This is a genomic window from Niallia circulans (assembly GCF_007273535.1).
Lineage (GTDB): Bacteria > Bacillota > Bacilli > Bacillales > Cytobacillaceae > Niallia > Niallia circulans_B.
On sequence record NZ_RIBP01000004.1, the window covers coordinates 1,551,614 to 1,578,428 of the forward strand.

23 protein-coding genes are annotated in these 26,815 nt (G+C 36.7%); 22 read left to right on the forward strand and 1 reads right to left on the reverse strand.

Annotated elements, in window-relative coordinates; translation table 11 throughout:
• Nucleotides 1–106 precede the first annotated feature (106 nt).
• The 15 genes from CEQ21_RS15600 (at nucleotide 107) to CEQ21_RS15670 (ending at nucleotide 15,723) form a co-directional block, all read left to right on the forward strand.
• Nucleotides 107–697: a DUF6470 family protein gene (locus CEQ21_RS15600; RefSeq protein WP_185765320.1), complete on the forward strand. Its 591-nt coding sequence runs from the start codon at nucleotides 107–109 to the stop codon at nucleotides 695–697.
• Between the two features lie 14 nt (nucleotides 698–711).
• A complete protein-coding gene (gene fliW / locus CEQ21_RS15605) occupies nucleotides 712–1,158 on the forward strand; it encodes a flagellar assembly protein FliW (protein WP_144453867.1) in 447 nt (148 codons plus the stop codon).
• A gap of 4 nt (nucleotides 1,159–1,162) precedes the next feature.
• Entirely contained in the window at nucleotides 1,163–1,384 is a 222-nt protein-coding gene (csrA, locus tag CEQ21_RS15610; RefSeq protein WP_127738220.1) for a carbon storage regulator CsrA, read from the forward strand.
• Nucleotides 1,385–1,524: 140 nt separating this feature from the next.
• A complete protein-coding gene (gene hag, locus CEQ21_RS15615; RefSeq protein WP_185765321.1) occupies nucleotides 1,525–2,340 on the forward strand; it encodes a flagellin Hag in 816 nt (271 codons plus the stop codon).
• Between the two features lie 255 nt (nucleotides 2,341–2,595).
• Complete coding sequence (hag, locus tag CEQ21_RS15620; RefSeq protein WP_144453860.1) at nucleotides 2,596–3,408, forward strand: flagellin Hag; 813 nt, start codon at nucleotides 2,596–2,598, stop codon at nucleotides 3,406–3,408.
• A 398-nt stretch (nucleotides 3,409–3,806) separates the two neighbouring features.
• On the forward strand, nucleotides 3,807–4,616 hold the full coding sequence (locus CEQ21_RS15625; RefSeq protein ID WP_144453862.1) for a flagellin N-terminal helical domain-containing protein: 810 nt from the start codon (nucleotides 3,807–3,809) through the stop codon (nucleotides 4,614–4,616).
• A gap of 403 nt (nucleotides 4,617–5,019) precedes the next feature.
• Nucleotides 5,020–5,832, forward strand: coding sequence for a flagellin Hag (gene hag / locus CEQ21_RS15630; protein WP_185765322.1), 813 nt, complete (start codon nucleotides 5,020–5,022; stop codon nucleotides 5,830–5,832).
• A 360-nt stretch (nucleotides 5,833–6,192) separates the two neighbouring features.
• Nucleotides 6,193–7,008, forward strand: a complete 816-nt coding sequence (gene hag, locus CEQ21_RS15635; protein ID WP_185765323.1) for a flagellin Hag — start codon at nucleotides 6,193–6,195, stop codon at nucleotides 7,006–7,008.
• A 94-nt stretch (nucleotides 7,009–7,102) separates the two neighbouring features.
• Nucleotides 7,103–9,019: a glycosyltransferase gene (locus CEQ21_RS15640; RefSeq protein WP_185765324.1), complete on the forward strand. Its 1,917-nt coding sequence runs from the start codon at nucleotides 7,103–7,105 to the stop codon at nucleotides 9,017–9,019.
• A gap of 28 nt (nucleotides 9,020–9,047) precedes the next feature.
• Nucleotides 9,048–11,657, forward strand: coding sequence for a CDP-glycerol glycerophosphotransferase family protein (locus CEQ21_RS15645; protein ID WP_185765325.1), 2,610 nt, complete (start codon nucleotides 9,048–9,050; stop codon nucleotides 11,655–11,657).
• A gap of 17 nt (nucleotides 11,658–11,674) precedes the next feature.
• The gene (locus tag CEQ21_RS15650) at nucleotides 11,675–12,730 is read left to right on the forward strand and encodes a glycosyltransferase family 2 protein (protein ID WP_185765326.1); all 1,056 of its coding nucleotides are present in this window, start codon (nucleotides 11,675–11,677) and stop codon (nucleotides 12,728–12,730) included.
• Between the two features lie 118 nt (nucleotides 12,731–12,848).
• Nucleotides 12,849–13,214: a flagellar protein FlaG gene (gene flaG, locus CEQ21_RS15655; RefSeq protein ID WP_185765327.1), complete on the forward strand. Its 366-nt coding sequence runs from the start codon at nucleotides 12,849–12,851 to the stop codon at nucleotides 13,212–13,214.
• A 235-nt stretch (nucleotides 13,215–13,449) separates the two neighbouring features.
• On the forward strand, nucleotides 13,450–14,970 hold the full coding sequence (locus CEQ21_RS15660) for a flagellar hook-associated protein 2 (RefSeq protein WP_185765328.1): 1,521 nt from the start codon (nucleotides 13,450–13,452) through the stop codon (nucleotides 14,968–14,970).
• 16 nt (nucleotides 14,971–14,986) lie between these two features.
• Nucleotides 14,987–15,388, forward strand: a complete 402-nt coding sequence (gene fliS, locus CEQ21_RS15665) for a flagellar export chaperone FliS (RefSeq protein ID WP_185765329.1) — start codon at nucleotides 14,987–14,989, stop codon at nucleotides 15,386–15,388.
• Nucleotides 15,388–15,723: a flagellar protein FliT gene (locus CEQ21_RS15670; RefSeq protein ID WP_185765330.1), complete on the forward strand. Its 336-nt coding sequence runs from the start codon at nucleotides 15,388–15,390 to the stop codon at nucleotides 15,721–15,723. Before fliS ends, CEQ21_RS15670 begins: the two co-directional genes overlap by 1 nt.
• A gap of 120 nt (nucleotides 15,724–15,843) precedes the next feature.
• Here the strand turns inward: CEQ21_RS15670 and CEQ21_RS15675 are convergent, their stop codons facing one another.
• A complete protein-coding gene (locus CEQ21_RS15675; RefSeq protein WP_185765331.1) occupies nucleotides 15,844–17,010 on the reverse strand; it encodes a glucose-1-phosphate adenylyltransferase in 1,167 nt (388 codons plus the stop codon).
• An 808-nt stretch (nucleotides 17,011–17,818) separates the two neighbouring features.
• Here CEQ21_RS15675 and hpf point away from each other — a divergent pair.
• From hpf to CEQ21_RS15710, 7 genes are all read left to right on the forward strand, one after another.
• Nucleotides 17,819–18,370 carry a ribosome hibernation-promoting factor, HPF/YfiA family gene (hpf, locus tag CEQ21_RS15680; RefSeq protein ID WP_185765332.1) on the forward strand — a complete coding sequence of 184 codons (552 nt, stop codon included), beginning with the start codon at nucleotides 17,819–17,821 and terminating at the stop codon, nucleotides 18,368–18,370.
• A 248-nt stretch (nucleotides 18,371–18,618) separates the two neighbouring features.
• Nucleotides 18,619–18,951, forward strand: a complete 333-nt coding sequence (locus CEQ21_RS15685; protein WP_185765333.1) for a bh protein — start codon at nucleotides 18,619–18,621, stop codon at nucleotides 18,949–18,951.
• 327 nt (nucleotides 18,952–19,278) lie between these two features.
• Complete coding sequence (gene secA / locus CEQ21_RS15690) at nucleotides 19,279–21,798, forward strand: preprotein translocase subunit SecA (RefSeq protein ID WP_185765334.1); 2,520 nt, start codon at nucleotides 19,279–19,281, stop codon at nucleotides 21,796–21,798.
• Nucleotides 21,799–22,029: 231 nt separating this feature from the next.
• Nucleotides 22,030–23,140 (forward strand): peptide chain release factor 2 gene (prfB, locus tag CEQ21_RS15695; RefSeq protein ID WP_185765335.1). Its coding sequence is split into 2 segments (ribosomal slippage): nucleotides 22,030–22,101 and nucleotides 22,103–23,140, totalling 1,110 coding nucleotides; the frame shifts between segments, so codons are not numbered across the junction.
• A 515-nt stretch (nucleotides 23,141–23,655) separates the two neighbouring features.
• Nucleotides 23,656–24,645, forward strand: a complete 990-nt coding sequence (locus CEQ21_RS15700; RefSeq protein ID WP_185765336.1) for a glycosyltransferase family 2 protein — start codon at nucleotides 23,656–23,658, stop codon at nucleotides 24,643–24,645.
• Nucleotides 24,645–25,073, forward strand: coding sequence for a GtrA family protein (locus CEQ21_RS15705; protein ID WP_185765337.1), 429 nt, complete (start codon nucleotides 24,645–24,647; stop codon nucleotides 25,071–25,073). The genes CEQ21_RS15700 and CEQ21_RS15705 overlap by 1 nt, the downstream gene beginning before the upstream one ends.
• Complete coding sequence (locus CEQ21_RS15710; RefSeq protein WP_185765338.1) at nucleotides 25,070–26,785, forward strand: DUF6044 family protein; 1,716 nt, start codon at nucleotides 25,070–25,072, stop codon at nucleotides 26,783–26,785. The genes CEQ21_RS15705 and CEQ21_RS15710 overlap by 4 nt, the downstream gene beginning before the upstream one ends.
• Nucleotides 26,786–26,815: the final 30 nt, after the last annotated feature.

The window sequence follows — 26,815 nt, forward strand, 5'->3', positions numbered from 1 at the left end:
CATTTTGACCATATTATCTATGGTAAATATCACCTGAATATTAGGAGAAACAGCGAAGCTATTCTGAAAGGAATAGCTTTTTTTTATAGAAAGGAGCGTGTTATGTATGCAAATTCCGCAAATTAGAATAGATTCAACTCCTGGTAAGCTTGGACTGACAATACTCCAACCACAAGTTTCTATGGAGCAAAGGCCTGCTGATTTGCATATTGAGCAACCGGAGGCGATTCTGACTATCGACAAAAAGGCGGCGACTTTAACAATTGATCAAACAGAAGCGAGAGCATATGAAGGAATGAAAACAAGAGAAAGATTCATTGATGATTATGTGCGAAAAGGCCGCCAAGAATGGCTGAAGGGGATTGCAAGGCGAGTGCAGGAAGCAGACCAGCTTGGAGCAATCCAGAATAATGGCAAGCCAATCCAAGCGATAGCTAAGCGGAATAGCGAAGGTCCTCAGAAGGAGTTTGGGCTCGGCTGGATACCTCCGGCAAACAGTGTCAAAATTAACTATGATCCCGGCTATGTAAAAACAAATGTTGAAACTCGTGATCCAATTATTGAAGTGAACCAAAACAAGCCAATAATTGACTATACGCCTGGTAAGGTCATTACAGATTTGGTTCAATATCCAAGTTTAGAAATTCATTTTGAAAATTTAAAGTCCAATGGGGTAAACTATCAACAATCAAACTAAAAGGACTGATGTAATTGAAAATTAATACAAGATTTCATGGAGAAAAAGAAATAACAGATAAGGAAATAATCCATTTTCCAAAGGGGATTCCTGCTTTTGAAGAGGAAAGACAATTTGTTATTTTGCCAATCGATGAACAAGAGCATGTTTTTATCCTTCAGTCAGTAACAAATGAAAACCTTGGTTTTGTTATTGCCAATCCTTTTGTTTTTTTCAAGGAATATGAGTTCGATCTGGAAGAGCCTATCACAAGCTTTTTAGAATTAGAGTCTGAAAAAGAAGTTCTCTTGTTTACCATTCTGACAGTGCAGGATCCATTTCCAAATTCAACTGCTAACCTGCAAGCGCCTATTGTGTTGAACATGAAAAACAATAAGGCCCAGCAAATCATTCTGAACCTGCCGCATTATAAAACAAAGCACAGTATTTTTTCACAACAATCAGAAGCGGTAAAGGGGTGAGGAGATGCTTGTACTATCAAGAAAAGTTGGAGAAGTAATAAAAATAGGCAATGATATTGAATTGACTGTCGTGTCTGTCAGCGGAGACCAAGTGAAGATAGGCATTAAAGCACCTAAACAAGTTGAAATACACCGCAAGGAAATTTTTGATCAAATTTATAACGAAAACAAAGCAGCATCTGTCGATATTAGCAGTGTTTTAAATGTGTTTAAAAAAAATCAATAAAAAAGTATAAAAAATATTAAACAAAAATTTCTCCTGCCGATATATATGTTAGAGAGGGGAAGGGCGGCCGACCTTCCCCGATCCTAAAAAATGAAGTCCACAAGGATGTGGACAGAACATTCACGGAGGAGAAAATTACAATGAGAATCAATCATAATATCGCTGCATTAAACACATACCGTCAATTGAGCTCTGCAACAACTGCTCAATCTAAATCAATGGAGAAATTATCTTCAGGTCAACGTATCAACCGTGCTGGTGACGATGCTGCTGGACTAGCAATCTCTGAAAAAATGCGTGGACAAATCCGCGGTTTGGATCAAGCATCTCGTAACTCACAAGATGGTATCTCTTTAATCCAAACAGCTGAAGGTGCATTGAACGAAACACATGCAATCCTTCAACGTATGCGTGAACTAGCTGTACAAGGTGGTAACGACACGAACACTACTGATGACAGAACGCAAATTCAAACAGAATTGAACCAATTAATGTCTGAAGTGGACCGTATTGCAAATACAACTGAATTCAATACGCAAAACCTATTAAAAGGTTCTTTCTCAGCAACACTACAAGTAGGAGCTAATAATGGACAAACTATTAACTTCTCAATTAGTGGAATGGGTGCAGCTAGTCTTGGTCTTACAGCTGCAAAAATTTCAGTAGGATCTAACTTGCTTGCAAGTGGAGCAATTTCAACACTAGATGCTGCGATTAAGTCAGTTTCTACACAACGTTCAAACCTTGGTGCATTGCAAAACCGCCTAGAGCACACAATCAACAACTTGGATACATCATCTGAGAACTTGACTGCTGCTGAATCTCGTGTACGTGACGTAGACATGGCGAAAGAAATGATGAATCAAACGAAGAATTCAATTCTTTCTCAAGCAGCTCAATCAATGCTGGCACAAGCAAACCAACAGCCACAAGGCGTACTTCAATTACTTCAATAATTTGTATCATTCTTTTATCAAAAGAGGATTGTCTATTTATAGACAGTCCTTTTTTGTTTTAAGATCTATTTCTGTTTTTATTAATACTTAAAAGCTCTCCAGGAAGGTATATTGGGAATATCTACTTGTTAATGCGAGAATCGAATTCCCGATATATAAGATAGATAAGGAAAGAGCTGCAGAACTTTCCTGATCATAAAAAAACTTTAACGTTCACAAGGATGTGGACACTTACATTCAGGGAGGAAAATTACAATGAGAATCAACCATAATATCGCTGCATTAAACACATACCGTCAATTAAGCTCTGCAACAAACGCTCAATCTAAATCAATGGAGAAATTGTCTTCAGGTCAACGTATCAACCGTGCTGGTGACGATGCTGCTGGTCTGGCAATTTCTGAAAAAATGCGTGGACAAATCCGCGGCTTGGATCAAGCATCTCGCAACTCACAAGATGGTATCTCTTTAATTCAAACAGCTGAAGGCGCATTAAACGAAACACATGCAATCCTGCAACGTATGCGTGAGCTGGCTGTTCAAGGTGGTAATGATACAAACACTACAGATGATAGAGCGCAAATCAAAACAGAAATTGACCAATTAACAAAAGAAATCGACCGTATTGCCGATACAACGGAATTTAACACACAGAACTTATTAAAAGGTTCATTCTCTGCGACGCTTCAAGTGGGGGCGAACGATGGACAAACAATCAACTTCTCTATAAGTGCAATGGGTGCTGAAGGCCTTGGAATCTCTGGAACAATCAGTGTTGGAACAAATGCTGAAGCAGGTGCTTCTATCTCTGCTCTGGATAAAGCGATCAAAACGGTTTCTACGCAACGTTCAAACCTTGGTGCATTACAAAACCGTTTAGAGCACACAATCAACAACTTGGATACATCATCTGAGAACTTGACTGCAGCTGAATCTCGTGTTCGTGATGTCGACATGGCGAAAGAAATGATGACGCAAACGAAGAACTCTATTCTTTCACAAGCAGCTCAATCAATGCTTGCACAAGCAAACCAGCAACCACAAGGCGTGTTACAATTACTTCAGTAATTAATAAATAGTTTGTTTAAAAAAAGAATACCTGATTTTATTTAAGGTATTCTTTTTTTATTGAGTCAGGTCAATTAATAGAATTACGCTGACGGTGTTTTGGGCTTGATATGTGATAAGTTGGGATTATTAGACACTCTTAATAAAGGTTATTTTGTAAATCAATTTCTGTTGTTGGGATTTTGTTATTTTAAAATAATTAATAGTGATAAAGGTGTAAAATATAATCTAGAATTATATTGGTATAACCTACCATGAAATAAATTTTATAATAAGTTAAATAGAAAAAAGATATACCGATATATAAATTAGAGAGGGGAGGAGCGGCCGCTTCCCTAAATCTAAAAATAAAAAGTCCATAAGGATGTGGACACCTAAATTCAAGGAGGAAAATTACAATGAGAATCAACCATAATATCGCTGCATTAAACACATACCGTCAATTAAGCTCAGCAACAAACGCTCAATCTAAATCAATGGAGAAATTATCTTCAGGTCAACGTATCAACCGTGCTGGTGATGACGCTGCTGGTCTTGCAATCTCTGAAAAAATGCGTGGGCAAATCCGCGGCTTGGATCAAGCATCTCGTAACTCACAAGATGGTATCTCTTTAATCCAAACAGCTGAAGGTGCATTGAACGAAACACATGCAATCCTACAACGTATGCGTGAACTAGCTGTACAAGGTGGTAACGACACTAATACTACTGATGACAGAATCCAAATTCAAACAGAGTTAACGCAATTGACTTCTGAAATCGACCGTATTGCAAATACAACTGAGTTCAACACGCAAAACCTACTAGGTGGTTCATTCTCTGCAACTCTACAAGTTGGAGCTAATGATGGACAAACAATCAACTTCTCTATTTCTAAGATGGATAGTGCTGGATTATCTGTTGGATCACTTAGCGTGACTTCAAACGCAGCTGCAAGCTCATCTATCTCTAAGTTGGATGAAGCAATCAAAACAGTTTCCACACAACGTTCAAACCTTGGTGCATTACAAAACCGTCTAGAGCACACAATCAACAACTTGGATACATCATCTGAGAACTTAACGGCAGCTGAATCTCGTGTACGTGACGTCGACATGGCGAAAGAAATGATGACACAAACGAAGAATTCAATTCTTTCTCAAGCAGCTCAATCAATGCTTGCACAAGCGAACCAACAGCCACAAGGCGTACTGCAATTACTTCAATAATTAATATTATGTTTTAAAAAGAGAAATGCCTTATTTTAAGGCATTTCTCTTTTCTTTATTGAGTCAGGTCAATTGATAGTATTTCATTGACAGTATTTTTATCCCTTATTCTTATATTAAAAATGTTGCAAATAATACGAACCCTTAATAAGGACGCTATTTATTATTCTATTATACTGTACGAGATTTGGTATTTTAATATATTTAATTTGGTAAAACCATAATGGTGAAGTCATTTTCGATAGAGTTAAAACTTACCAAATGATAAAAATGAATAAAAAGTTAAATGATAAAATACTATACCGATATATAAAGTAGAGAGGGGAGGAGCGGCCGCTTCCCTAATCCTAAAAACTTAAGTTCACAAGGATGTGGACACCTAAATTCAAGGAGGATAATTACAATGAGAATCAATCACAATATCGCTGCATTAAACACATATCGTCAATTAAGTTCAGCAACAAACGCTCAATCTAAATCCATGGAGAAATTGTCTTCAGGTCAACGTATCAACCGTGCTGGTGACGATGCTGCTGGTCTTGCAATCTCTGAAAAAATGCGTGGACAAATCCGTGGCTTGGATCAAGCATCTCGTAACTCACAAGATGGTATCTCTTTAATCCAAACAGCTGAAGGTGCATTGAACGAAACACATGCAATCCTACAACGTATGCGTGAGCTAGCTGTTCAAGGTGGTAATGATACAAACACTACTGATGATAGAGCACAAATTAAAACAGAAATTGACCAATTAACAAAGGAAATCGATCGTATTGCCGATACAACGGAATTCAACACACAAAACCTATTAAAAGGCTCATTCTCTGCGACGCTTCAAGTGGGGGCGAACGATGGACAAACAATCAACTTCTCTATTAGCGCAATGGGTGCTGATGGCCTTGGGATCTCTGGAACAATCAGTGTTGGAACAAATGCTGAAGCAGGTGCTTCTATTTCTGCTCTTGATAAAGCTATCAAAACAGTATCTACGCAACGTTCAAACCTTGGAGCATTACAAAATCGCCTTGAGCACACAATCAACAACTTGGATACATCATCTGAGAACTTGACTGCAGCTGAATCTCGTGTTCGTGACGTCGACATGGCGAAAGAAATGATGACACAAACAAAGAATTCAATTCTTTCTCAAGCAGCTCAATCAATGCTTGCACAAGCAAACCAACAGCCGCAAGGCGTACTGCAATTACTTCAATAATTTATTTAATATCTTTTAACTTTCTTTTAACGATTTATCCTTTGTTTGTATGAAATGTAGAGTATAAGTGAATAATAAATATAAAGATATTGTGAATTTAGATTCTTTAATTTATTGGTGAATGCTTCTCTTTGCTTATATTGAATTTTTCTTATTGGTGACATAGTATGTAGTTTTATATCCTTTATAAAGTTTTGTAATCCTAGAGATTTAAATTATAAAAACTTTATAAAAACAGGTTAAACAAAAAACTATATGTCCGATATATAAAGTAGAGCCGGGAAGACAAATTCTCCCCTGCTCTAAAAATAAGAATGTCCACAAGGACGTGGACACCAAATTCAAGGAGGAAGCTTTACAATGAGAATCAATCATAATATCGCTGCATTAAACACATACCGTCAATTGAGCTCTGCAACAACTGCTCAATCTAAATCAATGGAGAAATTATCTTCAGGTCAACGTATCAACCGTGCTGGTGACGATGCTGCTGGACTAGCAATCTCTGAAAAAATGCGTGGACAAATCCGCGGTTTGGATCAAGCATCTCGTAACTCACAAGATGGTATCTCTTTAATCCAAACAGCTGAAGGTGCATTGAACGAAACACATGCAATCCTTCAACGTATGCGTGAACTAGCTGTACAAGGTGGTAACGACACGAACACTACTGATGACAGAACGCAAATTCAAACAGAATTGAACCAATTAATGTCTGAAGTGGACCGTATTGCAAATACAACTGAATTCAATACGCAAAACCTATTAAAAGGTTCTTTCTCAGCAACACTACAAGTAGGAGCTAATAATGGACAAACTATTAACTTCTCAATTAGTGGAATGGGTGCAGCTAGTCTTGGTCTTACAGCTGCAAAAATTTCAGTAGGATCTAACACGCTTGCAAGTGGCACAATTTCAACACTAGATGCTGCAATCAAGTCAGTTTCCACACAACGTTCAAACCTTGGTGCATTACAAAACCGTCTTGAGCACACAATCAACAATTTGGATACATCATCTGAGAACTTGACAGCTGCTGAATCTCGTGTACGTGACGTAGACATGGCGAAAGAAATGATGAACCAAACGAAGAACTCAATTCTTTCTCAAGCAGCTCAATCAATGCTGGCACAAGCAAACCAACAGCCACAAGGCGTACTACAATTACTTCAATAATAAAATAATTTAGTAGTTCTATTGAAATATCGTGCTTCGTTTTATTAAAGCACGATATTTTTATTAGCATTATTAACTATCAGGAGGAATAATCGTGAATATAAAAGTATCATTATGCATGATTGTAAAAAATGAAGAGAATGTATTGGATCGCTGCTTGGCATCAGTTGCACATTTAGTTGATGAAGTGATTATTGTAGATACAGGGTCAACAGACAAAACGAAGGAAATTGCAAGTAAATATACGTCTAAATTATATGACTTTGAATGGGTTAATGATTTTTCGGCTGCAAGGAATTATGCTGCAGAACATGCAACTGGTGACTGGATTTTAGTATTAGATGCTGATGAATTTATTGATGAGGAAAATTATCATGATTTTATTAATGGGTTAGAAGAAGATAATGGCGAATTTGACACATATGGTGTTAAAATAATCAATTTTACTGGTTTGTATGGAGAGAAATTAGTTCAAAATTATCATGACCGCGTGTATAAAAATAACAAAGAGATTGCCTATTATCGTGCTATTCATGAACAATTAAAGGGTATTGATGGACAATCACTGAACGGAAGTATAGCAAAGCTTTCTGTATTTCACTCTGGATACATGAATCAAACAGTGGCAGAAAAGGGAAAGAATGAAAGGAATAAAGACCTTCTTGATAAAGAAATGCAGGAAAGTAATAATGCATTTGATTATTTCAATTTAGGTAATGAATTTTATTCACAAGGAGAGTTTGAAGAGGCATTAAAAGCATACACAAATGCTTATAACTTAAAGAGCAGTTATCAATTATCATGGGTGGCCTCTACTGTTATCCAGATAATAAGTGTGTTAATACAATTAAAGAGATATAATGATGCAGTTAATGTGATTGATGATTCTATAGAGCTATATCCAGGCTCATTCGAAATGATTTTCTTAAAAGGTGAGATTAGTTTCGTTAGAGGACAATATGATGATGCCAAGTATTACTTTGAAGAGATAATAAACAATAGTGAAAAGTATAATCATACAATCTTAAGACCAGACTTGAAAGACCAAATGCCACACAGAAGGCTTGGAGATATATACAACTATGAGAAAGTATATGACAAAGCTATTTACCATTATATGAACGTATTGAACATAAATAAATTGGATAGTGACAGCATTAAAAAGATTATTTATATTTTAAATAAATTCCATTCTGAAGATGAGATTATACAATTTATTGAAAGAAATGATCTGATTAATAAAAATAATTTAAGCTATTACATGTCAGCGTGTTTTGATATTGGAAAACCAATTATAATTGAACCATTTTTAAAATATAATAATGAAGACAATCTGTTAGAGAGAATATACAAACTTAAAAATTACTGTTTAACTGGTACAGGAAATATAGAAGAGTTTAAAGACTTGTTAAATCCACAATTAGTTGAGCGTTTAAATAAGAAACAAATGCTAAACATTATTGATTTATATTTATTAAGAAATAGGCTCGTAGAAGGTAACCATTCACCTTTGCTTATTGCTGCCTTTGAGAAAGACGAGCACATAAGTATGTTGGTTAAATTATTAAATAATATAACAGTGGAAAAATTAGATGAAGCAGAATTATTTTTAGGTTCCCTCCAAATTCTTATGAATTATAAGAAATATGATTTAGCATCCAGTTTATTGAATAATAAACAGTTATTAACAGATTCTGCACTTGTGAAGGTAGCAGCTATTCTTTATGAGAATGATTTTAAAGGAGAGGGTCTTCAATTATACAATGCATGTGACTGGGATGTTTATTCTGAACAAGATTTCCTGAATATAATAAATGGTCTATTTGAAACCGAAAATGATCAGAATGCTATTGAATTCACAAAATATGCTAATTTGTTATTCGAAAATGACTTCAGATTCTGTAAAATTTTACTGGAGAACCCAATTGATGATCACTTGTTTAATACTACAGTAAAAAAAGCATTAGAGACTTTTAAAGGAAGCGTTTATTTGGAAAAGTATCTATTATAGAAAAGGATTATTCAAAAGGGGTTAAAGAATGATTATTGATATTGTATTAGTGTATGCCGCTGGCCGTGGTGGTTTAGAAGATGTAGTAGCTACAGTAAGTACAGAACTGACAAAAAAAGGGCATAGGGTAAGATTTTTTCAATCTTATCCTTCTCAAAATCCAGACTGGGAACAGAGCCTGCCTGAACTCTATTATTATGGAGAAATGGGAAACCTTGAAAGTGAAACACTGCAATCATTGTCCAAAGGATATGCTAATAAATTGAAAGAGGCAGGAAAGCCAGATATTGTCCTTGCGACACATGCACCAAGTATAAGTTATATATGCCGTTCTGCTATTTCTAGTGTGGAAGGAAGGATGGCCCCAGTACTTTCATGGCTTCATGGTCCACCAGAATATTATGGAAATGAAAACATGTTAAGATATAGTGAAGCTCATCTTGCTATATCCTCTCAAATTGGTGACAGCATAGGTAATAGTATTTTTGAAGGGCAACCAGTTTATAATGTAGGAAATCCTGTCATTAGAAACGAGTTTGAGACGATAAAAAGAAGTGACGGAAAAACAGTAGAGCTTCTGTATGTTGGAAGGCTTCATCAGCATCAAAAAAGGCTAGACATTCTTTTCAAAGGACTAGAATTACTAGAAACTGATTGGAGACTTCATTGTATAGGGGAAGGCCCGGATGGAGATGAAATAAGAAGCTTAGCAGATAAGCTGGGAATCAAGGATCAGATCCTGTTTCATGGCTGGCAGGAAAATCCATGGGATGTTGCAGAAGAAGTATCTGCGCTTGTTATGAGCTCTGACTATGAAGGCCTTCCGCTCGTTCTTATGGAAGCACTTGGGAGAGGGATACCTGTTATTTCAACAAATTGCAGTGGCGCATCAGATATTATTAATGATGGGGAAAATGGTTGGATTTACCCGATTGGAGATTTTCATGCTCTTGCTGATATTCTTCAAAAAATTGGGGAAGATCAGAGCATCTTGCCTACTATTGAAACATGTCAGGCAAGTGTTCAAAAGTTCCATTATTTAAAGGTAGTTGACAATATTGAGATGATTTTGCAGTATCATCATGAACTGTTTTTGAAGCAATCTGATAAAAGGGTTTCCCACATTGTAAAAGATAATTCCTATCGAAAATCTCAAGTTGTTAATAATATACTTGATTCTGTTATTAATGGGATTGAATATTTAGGGACAACAAGGGAGACTGTTGTACAGGAAAAACTTGCGGAATATTTCTCGCAAGAATTTATGGACCTTCTTCAGCAGGACGACCAAATAGTAGGCGATAATGAACAAGTAATAGCATACGTCTGTTATCCTAAAGTTGATTTAATCGATTATACCTTCATGAAGGCTAAAGTAAGCTTTTTGTTAGTTAATGAAATCCAAGATGGGGATATTTCCGTAAAAGAAAAGCTACATTATTCTGCAAAGCTTTTCAATGAAAATGGTAACTGGAAGATTTCGGAACTTACCTTAACGGATGATTATCCAAGTAAATCGCGTCCAGAAAAACAACGAAAACAAAAGGTGCTCTTAGTAACTACTTCTAACAGCAGTTCTTCTAATACTGCTGCTTTATATAAAAATATGCCTAAACACATTTCAGATAGCTTTGAAGTGGAGATTACGGAGCAAAGGCTGACTGATGAGTATTATCAAAAGGTCCTTACTGCAGACATACTTGTTCTGACAGAAGCAAATATCATTTTTGATAAGGAACAATATGTTCCAAACCAAACTATTATTGATTTATGGCATGGTTTTCCATTAAAGGCAATGGGACATGCAGATAGAAATGAAGCAGACCGAAATGCTGTGACAGAAAGATGGGGAAATATCGACTATGTTTGCTCCTATTCGGATAAATTTAGCGAAATGATGACAAAATGTTTTAAAGTAGATCCAGAAATATTTCAAATTACCGGAATGCCTCGAAATGATTTGTTAATACATTCTCATCTTAATAAAGATAAGTCTGTTTTGGAAAGAATATTCCAAATTAAAACAGAGGGTAAAAAGTTTATCATGTTTATGCCGACATATCGAAAGGCAGCTTTTAATAACAGGCAGGATACAACGTTGAACAGAAACCATTTCTTTGGATTTGAGAGTTTTAATTCAGAAGAGTTTACTGCATTCTTGAAAAACAATGATTTGGAATTGATTGTTAAGTTTCATCCAGTTGAAGAACAGTATATGCTGAAAAATGGAATTGAACTAGGTGATCATGTTCATTTGTTGACACATGATATGCTATCAAAAAATAACCTAGACATGTATGATGTTTTAGGAAAGTTCGATTTGCTGCTTACAGATTATTCTTCTGTATACTTTGACTATTTGTTAATTGATAAACCAATCATTTTTCTTCCTATTGATGTGGAGCAGTATAAAACAACTAGAGGATTTATTTTAGGTAATTATGATAATTGGACACCAGGGGCTAAAGCGACGACACAGGAACAACTACAGGAAGCAGTTCTTACTAACTTAAAAGATAGCGAGAAGTTTGCTGAGGAGAGAGCGGAGGTACGGGATGTTGTTCATTATTATCAGGATGACGTTTCTTCGTTCAGGGTTTGGGAGTTCATAAAGCAAAAGGCCATTTCTAACAATTGAAAGAATTAGGTACGGACATGAAAATATCGTTAGCAATGATAGTTAAAAACGAAGAAAATTCAGTTAGGAAATGCATACTAAATGCAAAAAAAATAGTAGATGAAATTGTGGTAGTAGATACGGGATCCACAGATAGTACACTAAAGGTTTTGAAGGAGGATCCCAATATAAATCTTTTTCAATTTCAGTGGGAAAATGATTTTTCAAAAGCCCGTAATTTTGCAATTGAAAAATGTACTGGCGACTATATTCTGGTATTAGATGCTGACGAGTATGTGACATTCGGCAAAAGAAGTGAGCTTGAAAAGGTCATAGTCAATAACCAAATAGGCAGAATTAAAATCGTCAGCAAGTTCAAGAAAGATGGAGAAGAGTTTGAAGCGAGTTCCTATATATCAAGATTTTTCCCAAATTATGTTCGCTATAAGGGGGCAATACACGAGCAGCTGGATTCAAATCTTGCAAGGGTGGATTTGAGAGTGACGGTTTCTCATACCGGCTATTTTGATAAGGATAAAGGCGCAAGAAATATCCCAATCCTGCTTCAGGAATTAGAAAAACATCCAAACGATGCCTATTTCCATTACCAACTCGGAAAAGAATACCGGCTAAGTAAGTCCCTTAAAGAATCTTGGTACCATCTCCAGAAGGCATATGGGTTAGTAAATCATCGTGATACCTATTATAACCTGCTTATATTAGAGCTAATACAGACAGGAAAAGAGCTTGTCAATAAAGAAACAATTTCTGTCATTCATGAAAATGAGCAAAGCTTAAACAATGTCACTGATTTTCACTTTTATAAAGGGCTGTTTTATTTGGACTATTGTTTAAAGAATTTGAATGAAGCTGTGCACTTACTTCCGAAAATAGAGGCAAGCTTTACAGCATGTTTGAAGATTAGCAAAAAAAAGCATATCGAATACCTATCTGGAACAGCCAGTTTTCTAGCGCTTTACAATTTAGGCGTTTATTATGAAGCAATCGGCGCTGTACCAAATGCTAAAAGATATTATATGGAGTCTGCTAAACTTGGTTATGAACCAGCTAAGACACGGCTCTCCGCCATTTAATTAGAAAAGGGAAGGCAGTTTGGCATATTTGTCGAACTGCCTTCCCTTTTTATAAACACAGGAAAGAAGCCGCCGATATAATGGTGGTAGTATATTTTTTTTTTAGGGGGAAATGCCTATGATAGAAAAGTATTCTTCAAATGGCGTCTATTCAGCTCAACAGCTCAAAACCAATGAGAATAGTGTGACGAAGGTTAATGAGGCAACTGCCGAACCGCAAGCGGAAGGGAGTAAGGCTGTAAATCCAGTCGATAAGGAAAAAGAGAGAAAAAACCTTGAAGGCTTGATGGACAGCTTGAATGATTTCATGCCAGCACACACATCACTTAAGTTTCAGCTTCACGATAAGCTTGAGGAGTATTATGTGCAAGTTATCAATGATCAAACAAAAGAGGTCATAAGAGAAATACCCTCAGAGAAAATGCTTGATATTCATGCTGCGATGAAAGAGTATTTGGGATTAATGGTAGACAAAAAAATTTGATGCATACATTGACAGCATCTTTTGCATGTATAGGAATAGATGCTGTCACCCTAAAAAAAACTACATCTGACTTTTTTAAATGAAGACACTTTATATATAGGTAAAAAGTAAGATATCTTAATAAAATGTTAAAGCCTGAAAAGGACTGGCCGATAATAATAGTAATCAATGATTATATTTAAAAAATAGCAATACACTATTGATTTAAATATAAAAAAAGTACGAGGTGAGGAATTTGGTAATAAGAATAGGCGGACTTGCAAGCGGCATGGATATTGACACCTTAGTAGAACAGCTAATGACTGCGGAAAGAGTTCCGTTGGACAAGTTGAATCAGAAGAAAACATATACAGAGTGGCAGCGAGACGACTATCGCGAAATGAACACCTTGCTGCTGTCATTGGATACGCTAATGTCAGAAGGCGTCACAAAACAGTCGACATTTATTAAGAAGACAATCAATTCATCTAATTCAGATGCATTGAGTGTTAAAAATATGACATCTACAGTTGATTTTTCAGGTTCCATACAAATAGACAAGTTGGCAACTGCTGCTTCTATGCGAAGTGGAACAACAGCTGATGGAAAAACTGGTATAACAAACTATAGTACAACTGGAACATTAAGTTCTTATAATATAACTGGAAGTAAAATAACAGTAGCTGCTATTGATTCAAATGGTGCAATGTCTAGTAAAGATATAACCTTTGATCCGCAAACAGATACGATGGATTCACTTATTTCAAAAATAAATCAGCAATCAGGTGTTACGGCATTTTATGATCCGAACTCTAATCAAATTTCTTTTACTGCAAAAAATACTGGGGATGTTACAGGAGGACCTGAAATCTCACTTAGTACTGATGGCACTTTATTAGATGTCCTTAAGTTGGGTACAAGCAATACTGATACTACACAAGGCGTTAATACTGAAGGAACTAATGCTGAATTTGTATACAATGGTGTCGCGACAACAAGATCATCCAACACCTTCCGCATCAACGGTGTTGAACTAACACTTAAACAAGTCACAGAATCAGGCAAACCTGTAACGTTCTCATCAACGGCTGATGTTGATTCCATCTACGATTCGGTTAAAAGCTTTGTAGACAAATATAATGAAATAATTGAAAAAATCAGCGATAAAATGAGTGAAACAAAGTACAGAGATTATGCTCCATTGACTACTGCACAAAAGGAAGAGATGTCAGAGGATGAGATTGAAAAGTGGGATGCGAAGGCAAAGAGTGGAACACTAAAGAATGACCAAATCCTTTCCAGCGTTTTAACTAAAATGCGTTCAAGTCTTGGCTCTATTGTGAACACAGGAGGAGCATTCAAAAGACTTTCTGATATTGGAATTTCCACTACTAACAATTATTTAGAAGGCGGTAAGCTGGAAATCGATGAAGACAAGCTAAAGGAAGCAATCACCGCTGACCCAAATAGTGTTTATAAGCTATTCCAAAACAGCAGTGCAAAAACTTCTTCTGAAAATGGCTTGGCACAAATGGTTAGAGCAAACTTGAAAACTGCCATGAATGATATTAAAACAAAGGCAGGTTCATCTTCAAGTGTTAATAATACATTTACATTAGGTAAATTATTGAATCAATATAGTACAAGAATAACTGATTTTGAAGATAGATTAAAGAATATTGAAGACAGATACTGGTCAAGATTTACGGCAATGGAGACAGCTATCAATAACGCAAATAGTCAATCTGCATACTTAACAAGTATGATGAGCTCATAAAAAAGGAGTAAAATAAATGGCAACTACTAATCCGTATCAATCATATAAACAGAATTCAGTAAATACTGCTTCACCTGGTGAATTAACACTTATGCTTTATAATGGCTGCCTGAAGTTTATCGGTTTAGCCAAAAATGCTATTCAAAATAATGATATTGCGACGAGAAATGTAAATATTCAAAAGGCACAAAAAATCATAAATGAATTAATGGTTACATTAAATATGGATTTTCCTATTTCTAAAAATTTCATGTCTTTATATGATTTTATGAACCGTCAGCTTATCAAGGCTAATATTGTTAATGACATTAAAATTCTAGAAGATGTTGAGTTCTTATTAACGGAATTCAGGGATACATGGAAAGAAGCAATTCAGATTAACCGTCAAAAACAATATGCGGCAGGCGGACAAGTTTAATGGAAGCAATTAAACAATGCTATGCAATCACTGGGGAGCTTATCGGCTATTTAAAGAGCGATGGGGAAAAGGAATCGGACAAGATTAGCCGCCTGCTTGACCAAAGAAAAGCAGCACTGACATTGTTGACAAAGCCTTCTACCGAAAACGAAAAAAAGCTCGGGGTTGCACTTCTTCAGCAGGATAAGGAGTTATTAGAGCTTCTTCATGCTGAAAAGAGAAGTATCCAACAGGATATAAGAGAGTTAAAGCTTAAGAAGAATTCCAATCAAAAATATGTGAATCCGTACCAGTCTTTACAGACAGACGGCATATACTATGATAAGAGAAAATAACAGGTGAAACCCATTTGCTAAGGCAAATGGGTGTTTTTTTATATTCAAAACAAAATGAAAAAAAACTGACTCAAATAGGTTGCAAACAACAACCTTTTTGAGTCAGTTTATTATGCTTGTTTAAATTACTCTTGAAAGTTCATGGTGCTTCTTATCATTAACGACATCTTCACCGATTAGAGCAATGGCGTCGTAGGGCGTTTTTGATTTTAAGACTGAATAAGCGTCTATCTTCACATTAGATGCAACAACAGCTCTTTCGATAACTGCGTTTTCTCCGACAACGGCTCCTGGAAGAAGGACGGAATCCTTAATAACGGCGCCTTTTCCGATTGTTACGTCTTGGAAAATAACAGAGTTTTCCACTGTTCCGTAAATCTCGCAAGCCTCACTGACTAAGGAATGCTTAACAGATGAAGCATCGTCAAGATATACTGGTGGATGGGACTGTTCTACTGTGTAGACATTCCAATCCTTGTCTTTTAAGAATATGTTGGATTCTTTTTCAAGTAGATCCATATTAGCTTCCCAGAAGCTGTCGATTGTACCGACATCTTTCCAGTAGCCTTTGAATTTATATGCGTGGAGTTTAAGGTTGTCATGCAGCATTGCGGGGATAATGTCTTTCCCAAAATCCTTGCAGCTGTCTTGATTGTTTTCTTCTTTTTCTAGGTATGCTTTGAGGGTTTTCCATTTGAAGATGTATACACCCATTGAAGCAAGGTTTGATTTTGGATCTTCTGGCTTTTCCTCGAATTCACTGATACGGTTGCTGGTAGTTTCTGTATTCATAATACCGAAACGGCTTGCTTCTTCCCACGCTACCTCTGTAACAGAAATTGTTGCATCAGCACCTGTCTCGATATGCTGCTTAAGCATAAGGTCATAATCCATTTTATAAATATGGTCGCCAGAAATAATCAAAACATTCTCTGGATCATACTGCTCAATAAAAGGGGTATTTTGATAAATAGCATGTGCAGTTCCTTCATACCAGCGTTCTTCTGTATCGCATTGATATGGAGGAAGGATGGAAAGACCGCCATCTCTTCTGTTTAAATCCCATTCTTTTCCGTCTCCGATGTAATTTTGTAATACATGAGGCTGGTATTGTGTCAGCACGCCAACGGTATCAATGCCAGAATTACGGCAATTGCTTAAAGTGAAATCGACGATTCGGTATTTTCCTCCGAATGGTACGGCTGGTTTAGCTAGATGATCTGTTAGTTTTTTTAATCTCGTTCCTCTTCCACCGGCTAAAAGCATGGCGATGCATTGTTTTTTCATTGATAACCCTCCTGTATTCGTTTTCAGATTGTTGTTAGATTGAAGAATTATAATCGGTCATCTTCCCATAACTTGTAGTAGTACTCATGCTCTTCTTCAGTTTCTATGCTGTTATGCTGTTCTTCTGGAAGTTCTGTTAATACTTTTAAGTTGTTCAATGCTGTTCCTCCTTGGCCATTCATATAGACGTTATTCTATTAGATTTTAATTAGATTAACAATTAAAATAATTAGATGTTTTCTGTCAACTAACGACAAATTTCGAACGTTTTTTTATATTGTGAAGAAGATTTGTTTTTTATTTTTGAAAAATATTAGCTTGTTTCACGTAGTTTTTAGATACCCGGGCTAAAAAGCTTTGAAACCAAGTTATATCAAAAAAATTGTAAAAGATTGTTCTAAACGACAAATTAGTACTATAGAAGCAGTAAAAAGATAGAAATTATTAATTGTAATGAAAAATATTTAGAAACGAATAATGGAAAAATGAAGGTTTATCTATAATAGAAAGCGGATGTTAGAATACATGCCACAGATTCTTGCAAAACAAAGACGCTATACTGGTAAAGATTCTCGTAAATAATTTGTCTAAACGTATAAATGAAAAATTTGCCGTAAAATTTATTGTGAAATCGGCTTTTTTTTAGTAAGTTCACAAATTTGTCGAATTTTACAAAAGTTTTTGCAGGAAATTGAAAGGGTAAACAAGAATTATATAGCATAGTCAAAAAAGTTCACTGCTCGCATAGATATAAGAATGTGGTGGGAACAATAAGACTTGCACTGGAATCTAAAAGGAGGAGTAACTTATGAATTTCAACATTAGAGGAGAAAACATTGAGGTAACTCCAGCAATAAGAGAGTATGTAGAAAAGAAAATTTCCAAACTGGAGAGATATTTTTCCGAAACGCCAGATGCAAATGTTAACGTAAATTTAAAGACCTACAATGATAAGACTGCCAAGGTGGAAGTGACAATTCCGATGTCCCAGCTGGTACTGCGAGCTGAAGAAGACCATTTGGACATGTATGCAGCAATTGATTTGATCGTTGATAAATTAGAGCGCCAAATCAGAAAACATAAAACGAAGGTAAACAGAAAGCAACGTGAAAAAGGCAATCTAAATGCTTTATTTGGCGCAGATGAGCCTAATGCGGTATCTGTACAGGATGAAGAGGACGAACTGGAAATTGTTCGCCAAAAGCGCTTTAATTTAAAGCCAATGGACAGCGAGGAAGCCATTTTACAAATGGATCTTCTTGGCCACAGCTTCTTTGTTTATACAGATGCAGAAACGAATACAACGAATATCGTTTATAAAAGAAAAGATGGCAAGTATGGTTTGATTGAAGCAAAGTAATTAGATAGCAAATTTTTAAGAGCCTGCAGGAAACTGCAGGTTTTTTTCTACTACAGTAAGAATATGTAAGGAGGAAGCTTTTTTTAGCTAAATAGTATGTCGCTATCATAATATGGAAATTACTTGAATAATCCAGCGTGATGCAGATGTGTTTGATATAATAAACAAAAGAATTTATAGATAAAACAGCTGAAATCAGAATATCCTTTCTATAGAAGTTAATTTCATTTTCAAGGAGTGTGAAAGGGATGAAAAGGTCTGTAATGGAAGCGAACCTGTTTTGTACACACTGTAATAATGAAACAATCCATGACGTTGTTTATATAAATGAGGAGATAACGAGCGTCAAGTGCCAAACTTGTCAGCATGAAGCAGGTATGAAGGTGGATATTATGAAGAAGTTTTATAAAGAGCTGTTTGAGCATATTGCCACAAAGCCGAGCAGGATGACAGAGGAATACAAGCAGGATCTGAGTAAATTCATTGCAAGACTCCCGATTAGGGTCATCAGCAAGCCATATCGCTTCATGCGCTACTTGAATGAATCCAGAAAGGTATTAAAGTACTATAAAAAGCCGTGATTTTTTTATGATAATGAGTAACTGCATGTTTTTCTTTAGGGCATTAGCCCTTTACATACCCCTTTTTTCACCTTTCTGTCTTTCATTTATACTAAAGTTGTCACTCTATTAAGGAAATGGTAATATTAATAGGAAAATACTAGTTCAGCTATAATATATCCTTCATATATGGAGTTTACAAAAGAGCCATATTCTTTTCATGTGTTTTTAATGAATAGTGAATATGCTATAGATGCTTTAATGCTAGTTATTATGCTATTGATATAATAAACGGATGGAATTTTTCACATAGAATCTCTCATTTTAATTATAAAGGAGCGTTTTTTAATGCTTGGTATTTTAAATAAGGTTTTTGATCAGAACAAACGCGATATAAAGAAACTGACTAAGATTGCCGAAAAGGTTGAGCTTTTGGCTGGAGAAACGGCAGCATTAAGCGATGAGCAGCTCAAGGCAAAAACGGAGGAGTTCAAAGCTCGCGTTCAAAAAGGAGAAACACTTGACGATTTGCTGGTTGAGGCTTTTGCAGTTGTGAGGGAAGCTGCAAAGCGTGTTCTTGGCCTTTACCCATATCCTGTTCAGCTTATGGGTGGAGCTTCTCTTCATGACGGAAATATCTCTGAAATGAAGACTGGTGAAGGTAAAACCTTGACTGCGACAATGCCGGTATATTTGAATGCACTTTCTGGAAAAGGCGTTCATGTTGTCACTGTCAATGAATATTTGGCAACACGTGATGCTGCTGAGATGGGACAGCTATATGAGTTTCTTGGTTTAACGGTTGGGTTGAACTTAAACGGCCTTTCAAGAGAGGACAAGCAGGCAGCATATAATACCGATATTACGTACGGTACTAATAATGAATTTGGCTTCGATTATCTTCGTGATAACATGGTTCTCTATAATGAGCAAAAGGTACAAAAACCACTTTACTATGCTGTAATTGATGAGGTCGACTCTATCTTAATTGATGAAGCGAGAACACCGCTGATTATTTCTGGCTCTGCTCAGAAGTCGACTCAATTATATGTTCGGGCAAATGTTTTTGTGAGCAGCTTAAAGGTAGAAAAAGACTATACGTATGATGAAAAGACGAAGGGTGTTCAGTTGACAGAAGAAGGTATGTCAAAGGCTGAACGTGTCTTCCAGATTGAAAACTTGTTTGATGTAAGCAATGTGGCAATTAACCATCATATTACGCAAGCCCTTAAGGCACATGCAAGCATGCATAAAGATGTCGATTATGTTGTGCAAGATGGCGAAATCGTCATCGTTGACCAGTTCACAGGCCGCCTTATGAAGGGGCGCCGTTATAGTGACGGGCTTCATCAAGCAATCGAAGCAAAAGAAAATCTTGAAATTCAAAATGAAAGCATGACACTTGCAACCATTACATTCCAAAACTATTTCCGCATGTACGATAAGCTTGCTGGGATGACTGGTACTGCGAAGACAGAGGAAGAGGAATTCCGCAATATTTACAATATGAATGTTGTTGTTATCCCAACAAACAGAGATATCGTTCGTGATGACCGTGCTGATTTAATTTACGCAACAATGGACGGTAAATTTAGAGCTGTTGTTGAGGATATTGCTGAAAGACATAAGTTAGGTCAGCCGGTTCTTGTTGGTACTGTTGCAATTGAAACATCCGAAATTATTTCGAAGTATCTTTCTAAGAAGGGTATTCCTCATGATGTATTGAATGCAAAAAATCATGAGCGGGAAGCAGAAATTATCGCAACTGCCGGTGAAAAAGGCGCTGTGACAATTGCAACAAATATGGCAGGACGCGGAACAGATATTAAACTTGGAGAAGGAATTAAAGAAGTGGGCGGTTTAGCTGTTATCGGTACAGAACGTCATGAAAGCCGACGAATTGATAATCAGCTGCGCGGACGTTCCGGACGTCAAGGAGATCCAGGTGTGACACAATTTTATCTTTCTATGGAAGATGAATTGATGCGCCGCTTCGGATCTGACGGCATGAAAGCAATGATGGCTAAACTGGGCATGGATGACTCTCAGCCAATCCAAAGCAAGATGGTTTCAAGAGCAGTTGAATCTGCTCAAAAACGAGTGGAAGGAAACAACTTTGACTCACGTAAACAGCTTCTTCAATACGATGATGTCCTTCGTCAACAAAGGGAAATCATTTACGCACAACGTAATGATGTACTGACATCTGACAACCTTCGTTCTATTGTTGAAAGTATGATTAAGTCATCATTGGATCGTCATGTTGCAGCACATACTCCAGCGAGTGAAGATCAGGAAAACTGGGATTTGCAGGCAGTTCTTGATTATGCAAACGGAAACCTGCTTCATGAAGGCGAATTGGAGCTGAACGATATCCGTGGCAAAGAAGGCGATGAAATTGCCGAAGTCATCATGGAGAAGGTAGTGCATAACTATGATGAGAAAGAAGAAAAGCTGACAACGGAACAAATGCGTGAATTTGAGAAGGTTATTGTACTTCGAGCTGTTGACAGCAAATGGATTGACCACATTGACCAAATGGATCAGCTTCGCCAAGGTATTCATCTGCGTGCATATGGTCAAATTGATCCACTTCGCGAATATCAATCTGAAGGGTTTGCAATGTTTGAGCAAATGGTTACTTCCATTGAAGAGGATGTTGCTAAGTACATTATGAAAGCTGAGATTCGTGAAAACCTTCAAAGGGAAGAAGTCATGAAGGGTCAAGCAGTTAACCCGAAAGAAGAAGGCGAAGATAAGAAGCCGAAGAAAAAACCAGTGATGAAGAAGCTTGATGTGGGCCGTAATGCTCCATGTTTCTGCGGCAGCGGCAAAAAGTATAAAAACTGCCACGGAACTAATCTTTAATAGAATACTGGGACCTGCCTCCCCGAATGCGGAGAGGCAGGTTTTTTAAAGCCTAACGTTTGTGCAAATAAAGTATATCTTCATGAATAATGGAAATGCTTTAATACAGAAAACAACTATTTAAAATAACTTCTAAAAAGGAAAGCATGCATTTTTTCTTGAAAAGCCATATAATACTAGAAGGAAGCAGCCGTGCTTTGCATAATAATTTTTATAAAGGGTGACAGGTAAATGGAATTAGCAGATATTCGCAATGAGTTAGAGAAGATAAATGTAACACTAGAAAACTTTAGGGGGTCTCTTTGACTTAGATAACAAAGAGGCACGTATCGCTCATCTGGAGGATGAAATGTTGCATCCTGATTTTTGGAATGATCAACAGGCAGCACAGACAGTCATCTCCGAAAGCAATGGCTTGAAGGAGCAAGTTAATGAATTTTATAAGCTTGCTGAAACATTTGAAAACCTTGAGCTTACTTATGAGCTGGTTAAAGAAGAGGACGATGAAGAATTGCGCACTGAGCTGGAAGAGGAGCTAGGCCAATTGGTAAGCAGCTTAAGCCAGTTTGAGCTTAATCTTCTGTTAAGTGAGCCTTATGATAAAAACAATGCAATATTAGAGCTGCATCCAGGTGCTGGTGGAACAGAGTCCCAAGACTGGGGAAGCATGCTGTTGCGTATGTACACTCGCTGGGCAGAAAAAAGAGGCTTCAAGGTGGAAACATTGGATTATCTGCCTGGTGATGAAGCTGGAATTAAGAGTGTAACATTGGCTATTAAAGGACATAATGCATTCGGATACTTAAAAGCAGAAAAAGGCGTACATCGTCTTGTTCGTATTTCTCCATTTGATTCATCTGGCCGTCGCCATACGAGCTTTGTATCATGTGAAGTTATGCCAGAATTCAATGATGAGATTGAAATTGAAATTCGTACAGAGGATTTAAAAGTTGATACTTACAGAGCGAGTGGTGCCGGTGGACAGCATATCAATACAACAGACTCCGCTGTTCGTATTACACATATCCCAACAGGAGTAGTCGTATCTTGCCAAACAGAACGCTCTCAGATAAAGAACAGGGAAACAGCAATGAAAATGCTGAAAGCAAAACTTTATCAGAAAAAAATCGAAGAGCAGGAAGAAAAGCTTGCGGAAATCCGCGGCGAACAAAAGGATATTGGCTGGGGAAGCCAAATTCGTTCGTACGTTTTTCATCCATACTCTCTTGTTAAAGACCACCGTACAAACACAGAAGTAGGTAACACACAATCTGTCATGGACGGAGATATTGATCTATTTATAAATGCTTACTTGCGTTCAAAGCTAAGCATTGCAGAATAAGTATTAGAGGCTGGGACATAAGTATGTGAACCAGCGTAAAGACCGAACTACTTAATCATCTATTGATTAAATGGTTCGGTTTTTTTTGTTTTTAGTTTTCATACAATCATTAGAAATCTTAGTTGCATGGAGCGGAGGCCACTCGATATTAAGGGAAATAGAGACAATTTAGACCCCGCAGGCGAAGATATGGGGGCTTCAAACCTTCCAGCGGAAAGCGAGTGCACAAGATTACGATGAACGAAAATAATTTTATTACTAATTATAAAGTGATTATTTATTTTTGGTAAAGTTTTGCCAGCGTTGCATATGGGAAAGGAATTGTAACGTATAATTTTTAAAAGAATTAATTTAATAAGACAAGGAGATAGCGTTCAAATATTCAAAATAATAATAAATTTACTTTTTTAGGGAAAAGTGAAACTTTCTGCTGTATTTTACGTTTATATGTATATTGTTGGAATTATTTAGGGATTCTTATAGTAATTGGTTATTTTAAGAAAAGAGGTTATGAAATGAAAGAGGTCGTTTTGACTATTGCTGTACCATGCTATAACGAAGAGGAGGTTTTTGAACAATCATATTATCAGCTGAAAAATGTGCTGACTTCTCTTATCTCAGAAGGTCTTATAAGTTCTAAAAGTCAACTGCTTTTTATTGATGACGGAAGCAAGGATTCAACATGGGATAAAATTGAAAGTGCAACCCATTTTGACAAGCTTGTCAGCGGTATTAAGCTGTCGAGGAACTTTGGACACCAAAGAGCATTACTTGCTGGGCTGGAGGAAGCCGTTCAGTTTTCCGATTGTGTCATCAGTATTGATGCAGATCTTCAGGATGACACCAGCGTCATAAGAGAATTTGTTCTGAAATACTTAAGCGGCTATGAAATTGTGTATGGTGTTAGAAGCAAAAGAGAAACCGATACCTTCTTTAAACGGAGTACGGCACAAGGCTTTTACAGTCTTATGGGGAAAATGGGCTTATCTCTGGTTTATAATCATGCTGACTATCGTTTGTTAAGCAAAAGAGCATTAACAGAAATGCTGCAGTTTAAAGAGTCCAACCTTTTCTTGAGAGGTGTTGTTCCTTTACTTGGTTTTAAGTCGACTAGTGTTTACTATGAACGAAAGGCTCGTGAGGCAGGGGAATCAAAATACCCAATCGCAAAGATGCTTGCATTCGCTTTAGATGGCATTACATCCTTCAGTGTTAAGCCGATTCGGTTTATAACATTAATAGGATTTTTGTCTGCCATTATCAGCCTTGTTGCAGGTGGTTATGTACTTGTGCAAAAATTCCTTGGTGATACAGAATCAGGCTGGGCATCTGTAATGATATCCTTATGGCTGATTGGCGGTCTTCTTTTAATGAGTATTGGTCTTATTGGTGAATATATTGGGAAAATTTATGAAGAAGTAAAACACCGTCCGCGCTATATAATTGAGGATAATCTTTGCAGAAATAAGCAGGCTAATCCTGCTAAATCAAAGGTGCATGTATAATGCTTCGCTCTTCTTTTATACGTTTTTTGTTCGTTGGTCTAATTAACACAGCAGTCGGCCTCTCTATCATGTATGCCTGTCTGCTGTTGCTTCATATCAATTATTGGAGCTCCACTTTTATAGGTAACTTGGTTGGGGCAGCTGTAAGTTATTTTCTTAACAAAAATATTACTTTCCAAAGCAATGCTAGATTAATAGGCAGCGGTATACGGTTTGGCATTGTCATACTAGCGTCGTACTTCATTGCCTATAAGCTTGGTCTGGTGCTTGTGGAAGAAGTGGCAGGAAGAATTCCGGTGCTCGCCAGTTATGTGGAAGTGCTTGCTGTCCTTTTTGGAAGCGGCATGTACACGATATTAAATTACTTCGGGCAGAAGCATCTTGTATTTGCATCCAAATATCAACAGGTTTCAAGGAGTGTTAAATGATTAAAGTAACAGGTTTAGGGAAGCAGGAAAAAATCTTCCTCTCAATGGCATTATTAATCGTTGTATTATGGGTTTTGCCCTATTTTATTCTTAATGGAAATGCTCATATGCGGATCCATGATAATCTTGATTCAAATCTTGGCTGGTATGAAGTTTTGAAAAACAGTGGTAATATGTTTGCACCTGTCAATACGCCAATGGAACAGATTATGAACGGTGAGTTTTCCAGAGATACATACTATTCGGAATACTATGGCATGGTTTTTCTTTTTAATATCCTGCCACCCGTCGTGGCATATGGTTTGTGTCAGGCAATTACTAGAATTGTTGCCTTTTTAGGAATGTATCTTCTTTTAAAAAAATATGTTTTTAAGAAGTCAAACCCTTATATCATTACAATAGGAGCAGCATTGACATTTTCGCTCACACCATACTGGCCTTCTGGCATGCTCAGCATCCTTGGAATGCCGTTAGCATTATGGTGCTTTCTTAATATACGCAAGGGTGAGCGGAACTGGAAAAACTATGCAGTAATTACACTTTTGCCGTTTTTCTCGACATTTGTGATCGGCTTTTTTTATTTTCTTACATTCATTGGTCTGCTGTGGGTATATGACCTCTTTAAAACGAAAAAATGGAATCTAGTATTTTTGCTATCAATTATCTATATGCTAGTAATCTATATGGCGATTGATTATCGTTTAGTTATATCCATGATTGCACCAGCATCAAATGAACTGACAAACAGGGATGTATTTTATCAATCTAAGCTCGATATATTCCAGACATTCAAGCTAATTGGCAAGAACTATGTTGTTAGTCATAATCAAGACAGAACGATTTCGCAATATATTATTTTGCCGCTCACGATTTTTTGCTTAGTTTGGGTGCTAATAAAAAATAAGGCAAAAGACAATCGTCTATTTATCTTCTTGCATATTGTTAACTTGCTGCTGTCCACATGGTATGCGTTTTGGTTCTTTGAAGGCTGGCAGCCATTAAAAGAACGAATTAGTATTCTAACGAGTTTTAATTTTGGCAGATTTCATTATTTGCGACCAATGATTATTTATGTTTTATTTGCCCTATCATTGAAAATGCTATGGGACCAAGGTGGATGGCTAAAAAAAGTTGTTTATGCTTTGGTAATAGCACAGCTGCTTGTATTGGTACCAAATAATGAGGAGATCATGTACAAAAATCAGCCAAGCTATAAGCAATATTTTGCAGTGGACGAATTTAAGGAAATTAAGGATTACATAGGTAAGCCATTAGAGGACTACAGGGTTGTCAGTATTGGGATGCATCCTAATGTTGCCCAGTACAATGGCTTTTATACACTCGATTCATACAGCAATATTTATCCATTAAGCTATAAGGATGAATTTAGAAAAATTATTGAACCTGAACTCAACAAAAATAAAGGGCTAAGGGAGTACTATGATTATTGGGGTGGACGCTGTTATATATTTGTTGATGAACTAGGCAAAAAATATCAGTTCTCTAAGCATTCCAAGAAAACGATCAAGCATTTGGACTTGAATACGAACCAGCTCAAGAAAATGGGCGGTCAATATATCCTGTCCGCAGTGCCTATTGATAACGCCGCAGATAATAATTTAAGCTTTGAGAAATCCTTTGATTCAAAGGATAGTTATTGGAGAATTTACCTTTATAAAGTAAATGGAAAAGGGTCTCAACAAAGACTGTAGAAAAAATGACCAGCTTCTTGAGAAAATAAG

What these genes read in the sequence shown, in the direction of transcription:
- flaG (WP_185765327.1), top strand. Translation starts at nt 12,849, where the DNA reads ATGATAGAAAAGTATTCTTCAAATGGCGTCTATTCAGCTCAACAGCTC.
- hag (WP_185765321.1), top strand. Translation starts at nt 1,525, where the DNA reads ATGAGAATCAATCATAATATCGCTGCATTAAACACATACCGTCAATTG.
- fliS (WP_185765329.1), top strand. Translation starts at nt 14,987, where the DNA reads ATGGCAACTACTAATCCGTATCAATCATATAAACAGAATTCAGTAAAT.
- CEQ21_RS15645 (WP_185765325.1), top strand. Translation starts at nt 9,048, where the DNA reads ATGATTATTGATATTGTATTAGTGTATGCCGCTGGCCGTGGTGGTTTA.
- CEQ21_RS15650 (WP_185765326.1), top strand. Translation starts at nt 11,675, where the DNA reads ATGAAAATATCGTTAGCAATGATAGTTAAAAACGAAGAAAATTCAGTT.
- hag (WP_144453860.1), top strand. Translation starts at nt 2,596, where the DNA reads ATGAGAATCAACCATAATATCGCTGCATTAAACACATACCGTCAATTA.
- hag (WP_185765323.1), top strand. Translation starts at nt 6,193, where the DNA reads ATGAGAATCAATCATAATATCGCTGCATTAAACACATACCGTCAATTG.
- CEQ21_RS15710 (WP_185765338.1), top strand. Translation starts at nt 25,070, where the DNA reads ATGATTAAAGTAACAGGTTTAGGGAAGCAGGAAAAAATCTTCCTCTCA.
- CEQ21_RS15700 (WP_185765336.1), top strand. Translation starts at nt 23,656, where the DNA reads ATGAAAGAGGTCGTTTTGACTATTGCTGTACCATGCTATAACGAAGAG.
- CEQ21_RS15670 (WP_185765330.1), top strand. Translation starts at nt 15,388, where the DNA reads ATGGAAGCAATTAAACAATGCTATGCAATCACTGGGGAGCTTATCGGC.
- CEQ21_RS15685 (WP_185765333.1), top strand. Translation starts at nt 18,619, where the DNA reads ATGAAAAGGTCTGTAATGGAAGCGAACCTGTTTTGTACACACTGTAAT.
- CEQ21_RS15675 (WP_185765331.1), bottom strand. Translation starts at nt 17,010, where the DNA reads ATGAAAAAACAATGCATCGCCATGCTTTTAGCCGGTGGAAGAGGAACG.
- hpf (WP_185765332.1), top strand. Translation starts at nt 17,819, where the DNA reads ATGAATTTCAACATTAGAGGAGAAAACATTGAGGTAACTCCAGCAATA.
- csrA (WP_127738220.1), top strand. Translation starts at nt 1,163, where the DNA reads ATGCTTGTACTATCAAGAAAAGTTGGAGAAGTAATAAAAATAGGCAAT.
- CEQ21_RS15705 (WP_185765337.1), top strand. Translation starts at nt 24,645, where the DNA reads ATGCTTCGCTCTTCTTTTATACGTTTTTTGTTCGTTGGTCTAATTAAC.
- hag (WP_185765322.1), top strand. Translation starts at nt 5,020, where the DNA reads ATGAGAATCAATCACAATATCGCTGCATTAAACACATATCGTCAATTA.
- CEQ21_RS15625 (WP_144453862.1), top strand. Translation starts at nt 3,807, where the DNA reads ATGAGAATCAACCATAATATCGCTGCATTAAACACATACCGTCAATTA.
- secA (WP_185765334.1), top strand. Translation starts at nt 19,279, where the DNA reads ATGCTTGGTATTTTAAATAAGGTTTTTGATCAGAACAAACGCGATATA.
- CEQ21_RS15600 (WP_185765320.1), top strand. Translation starts at nt 107, where the DNA reads ATGCAAATTCCGCAAATTAGAATAGATTCAACTCCTGGTAAGCTTGGA.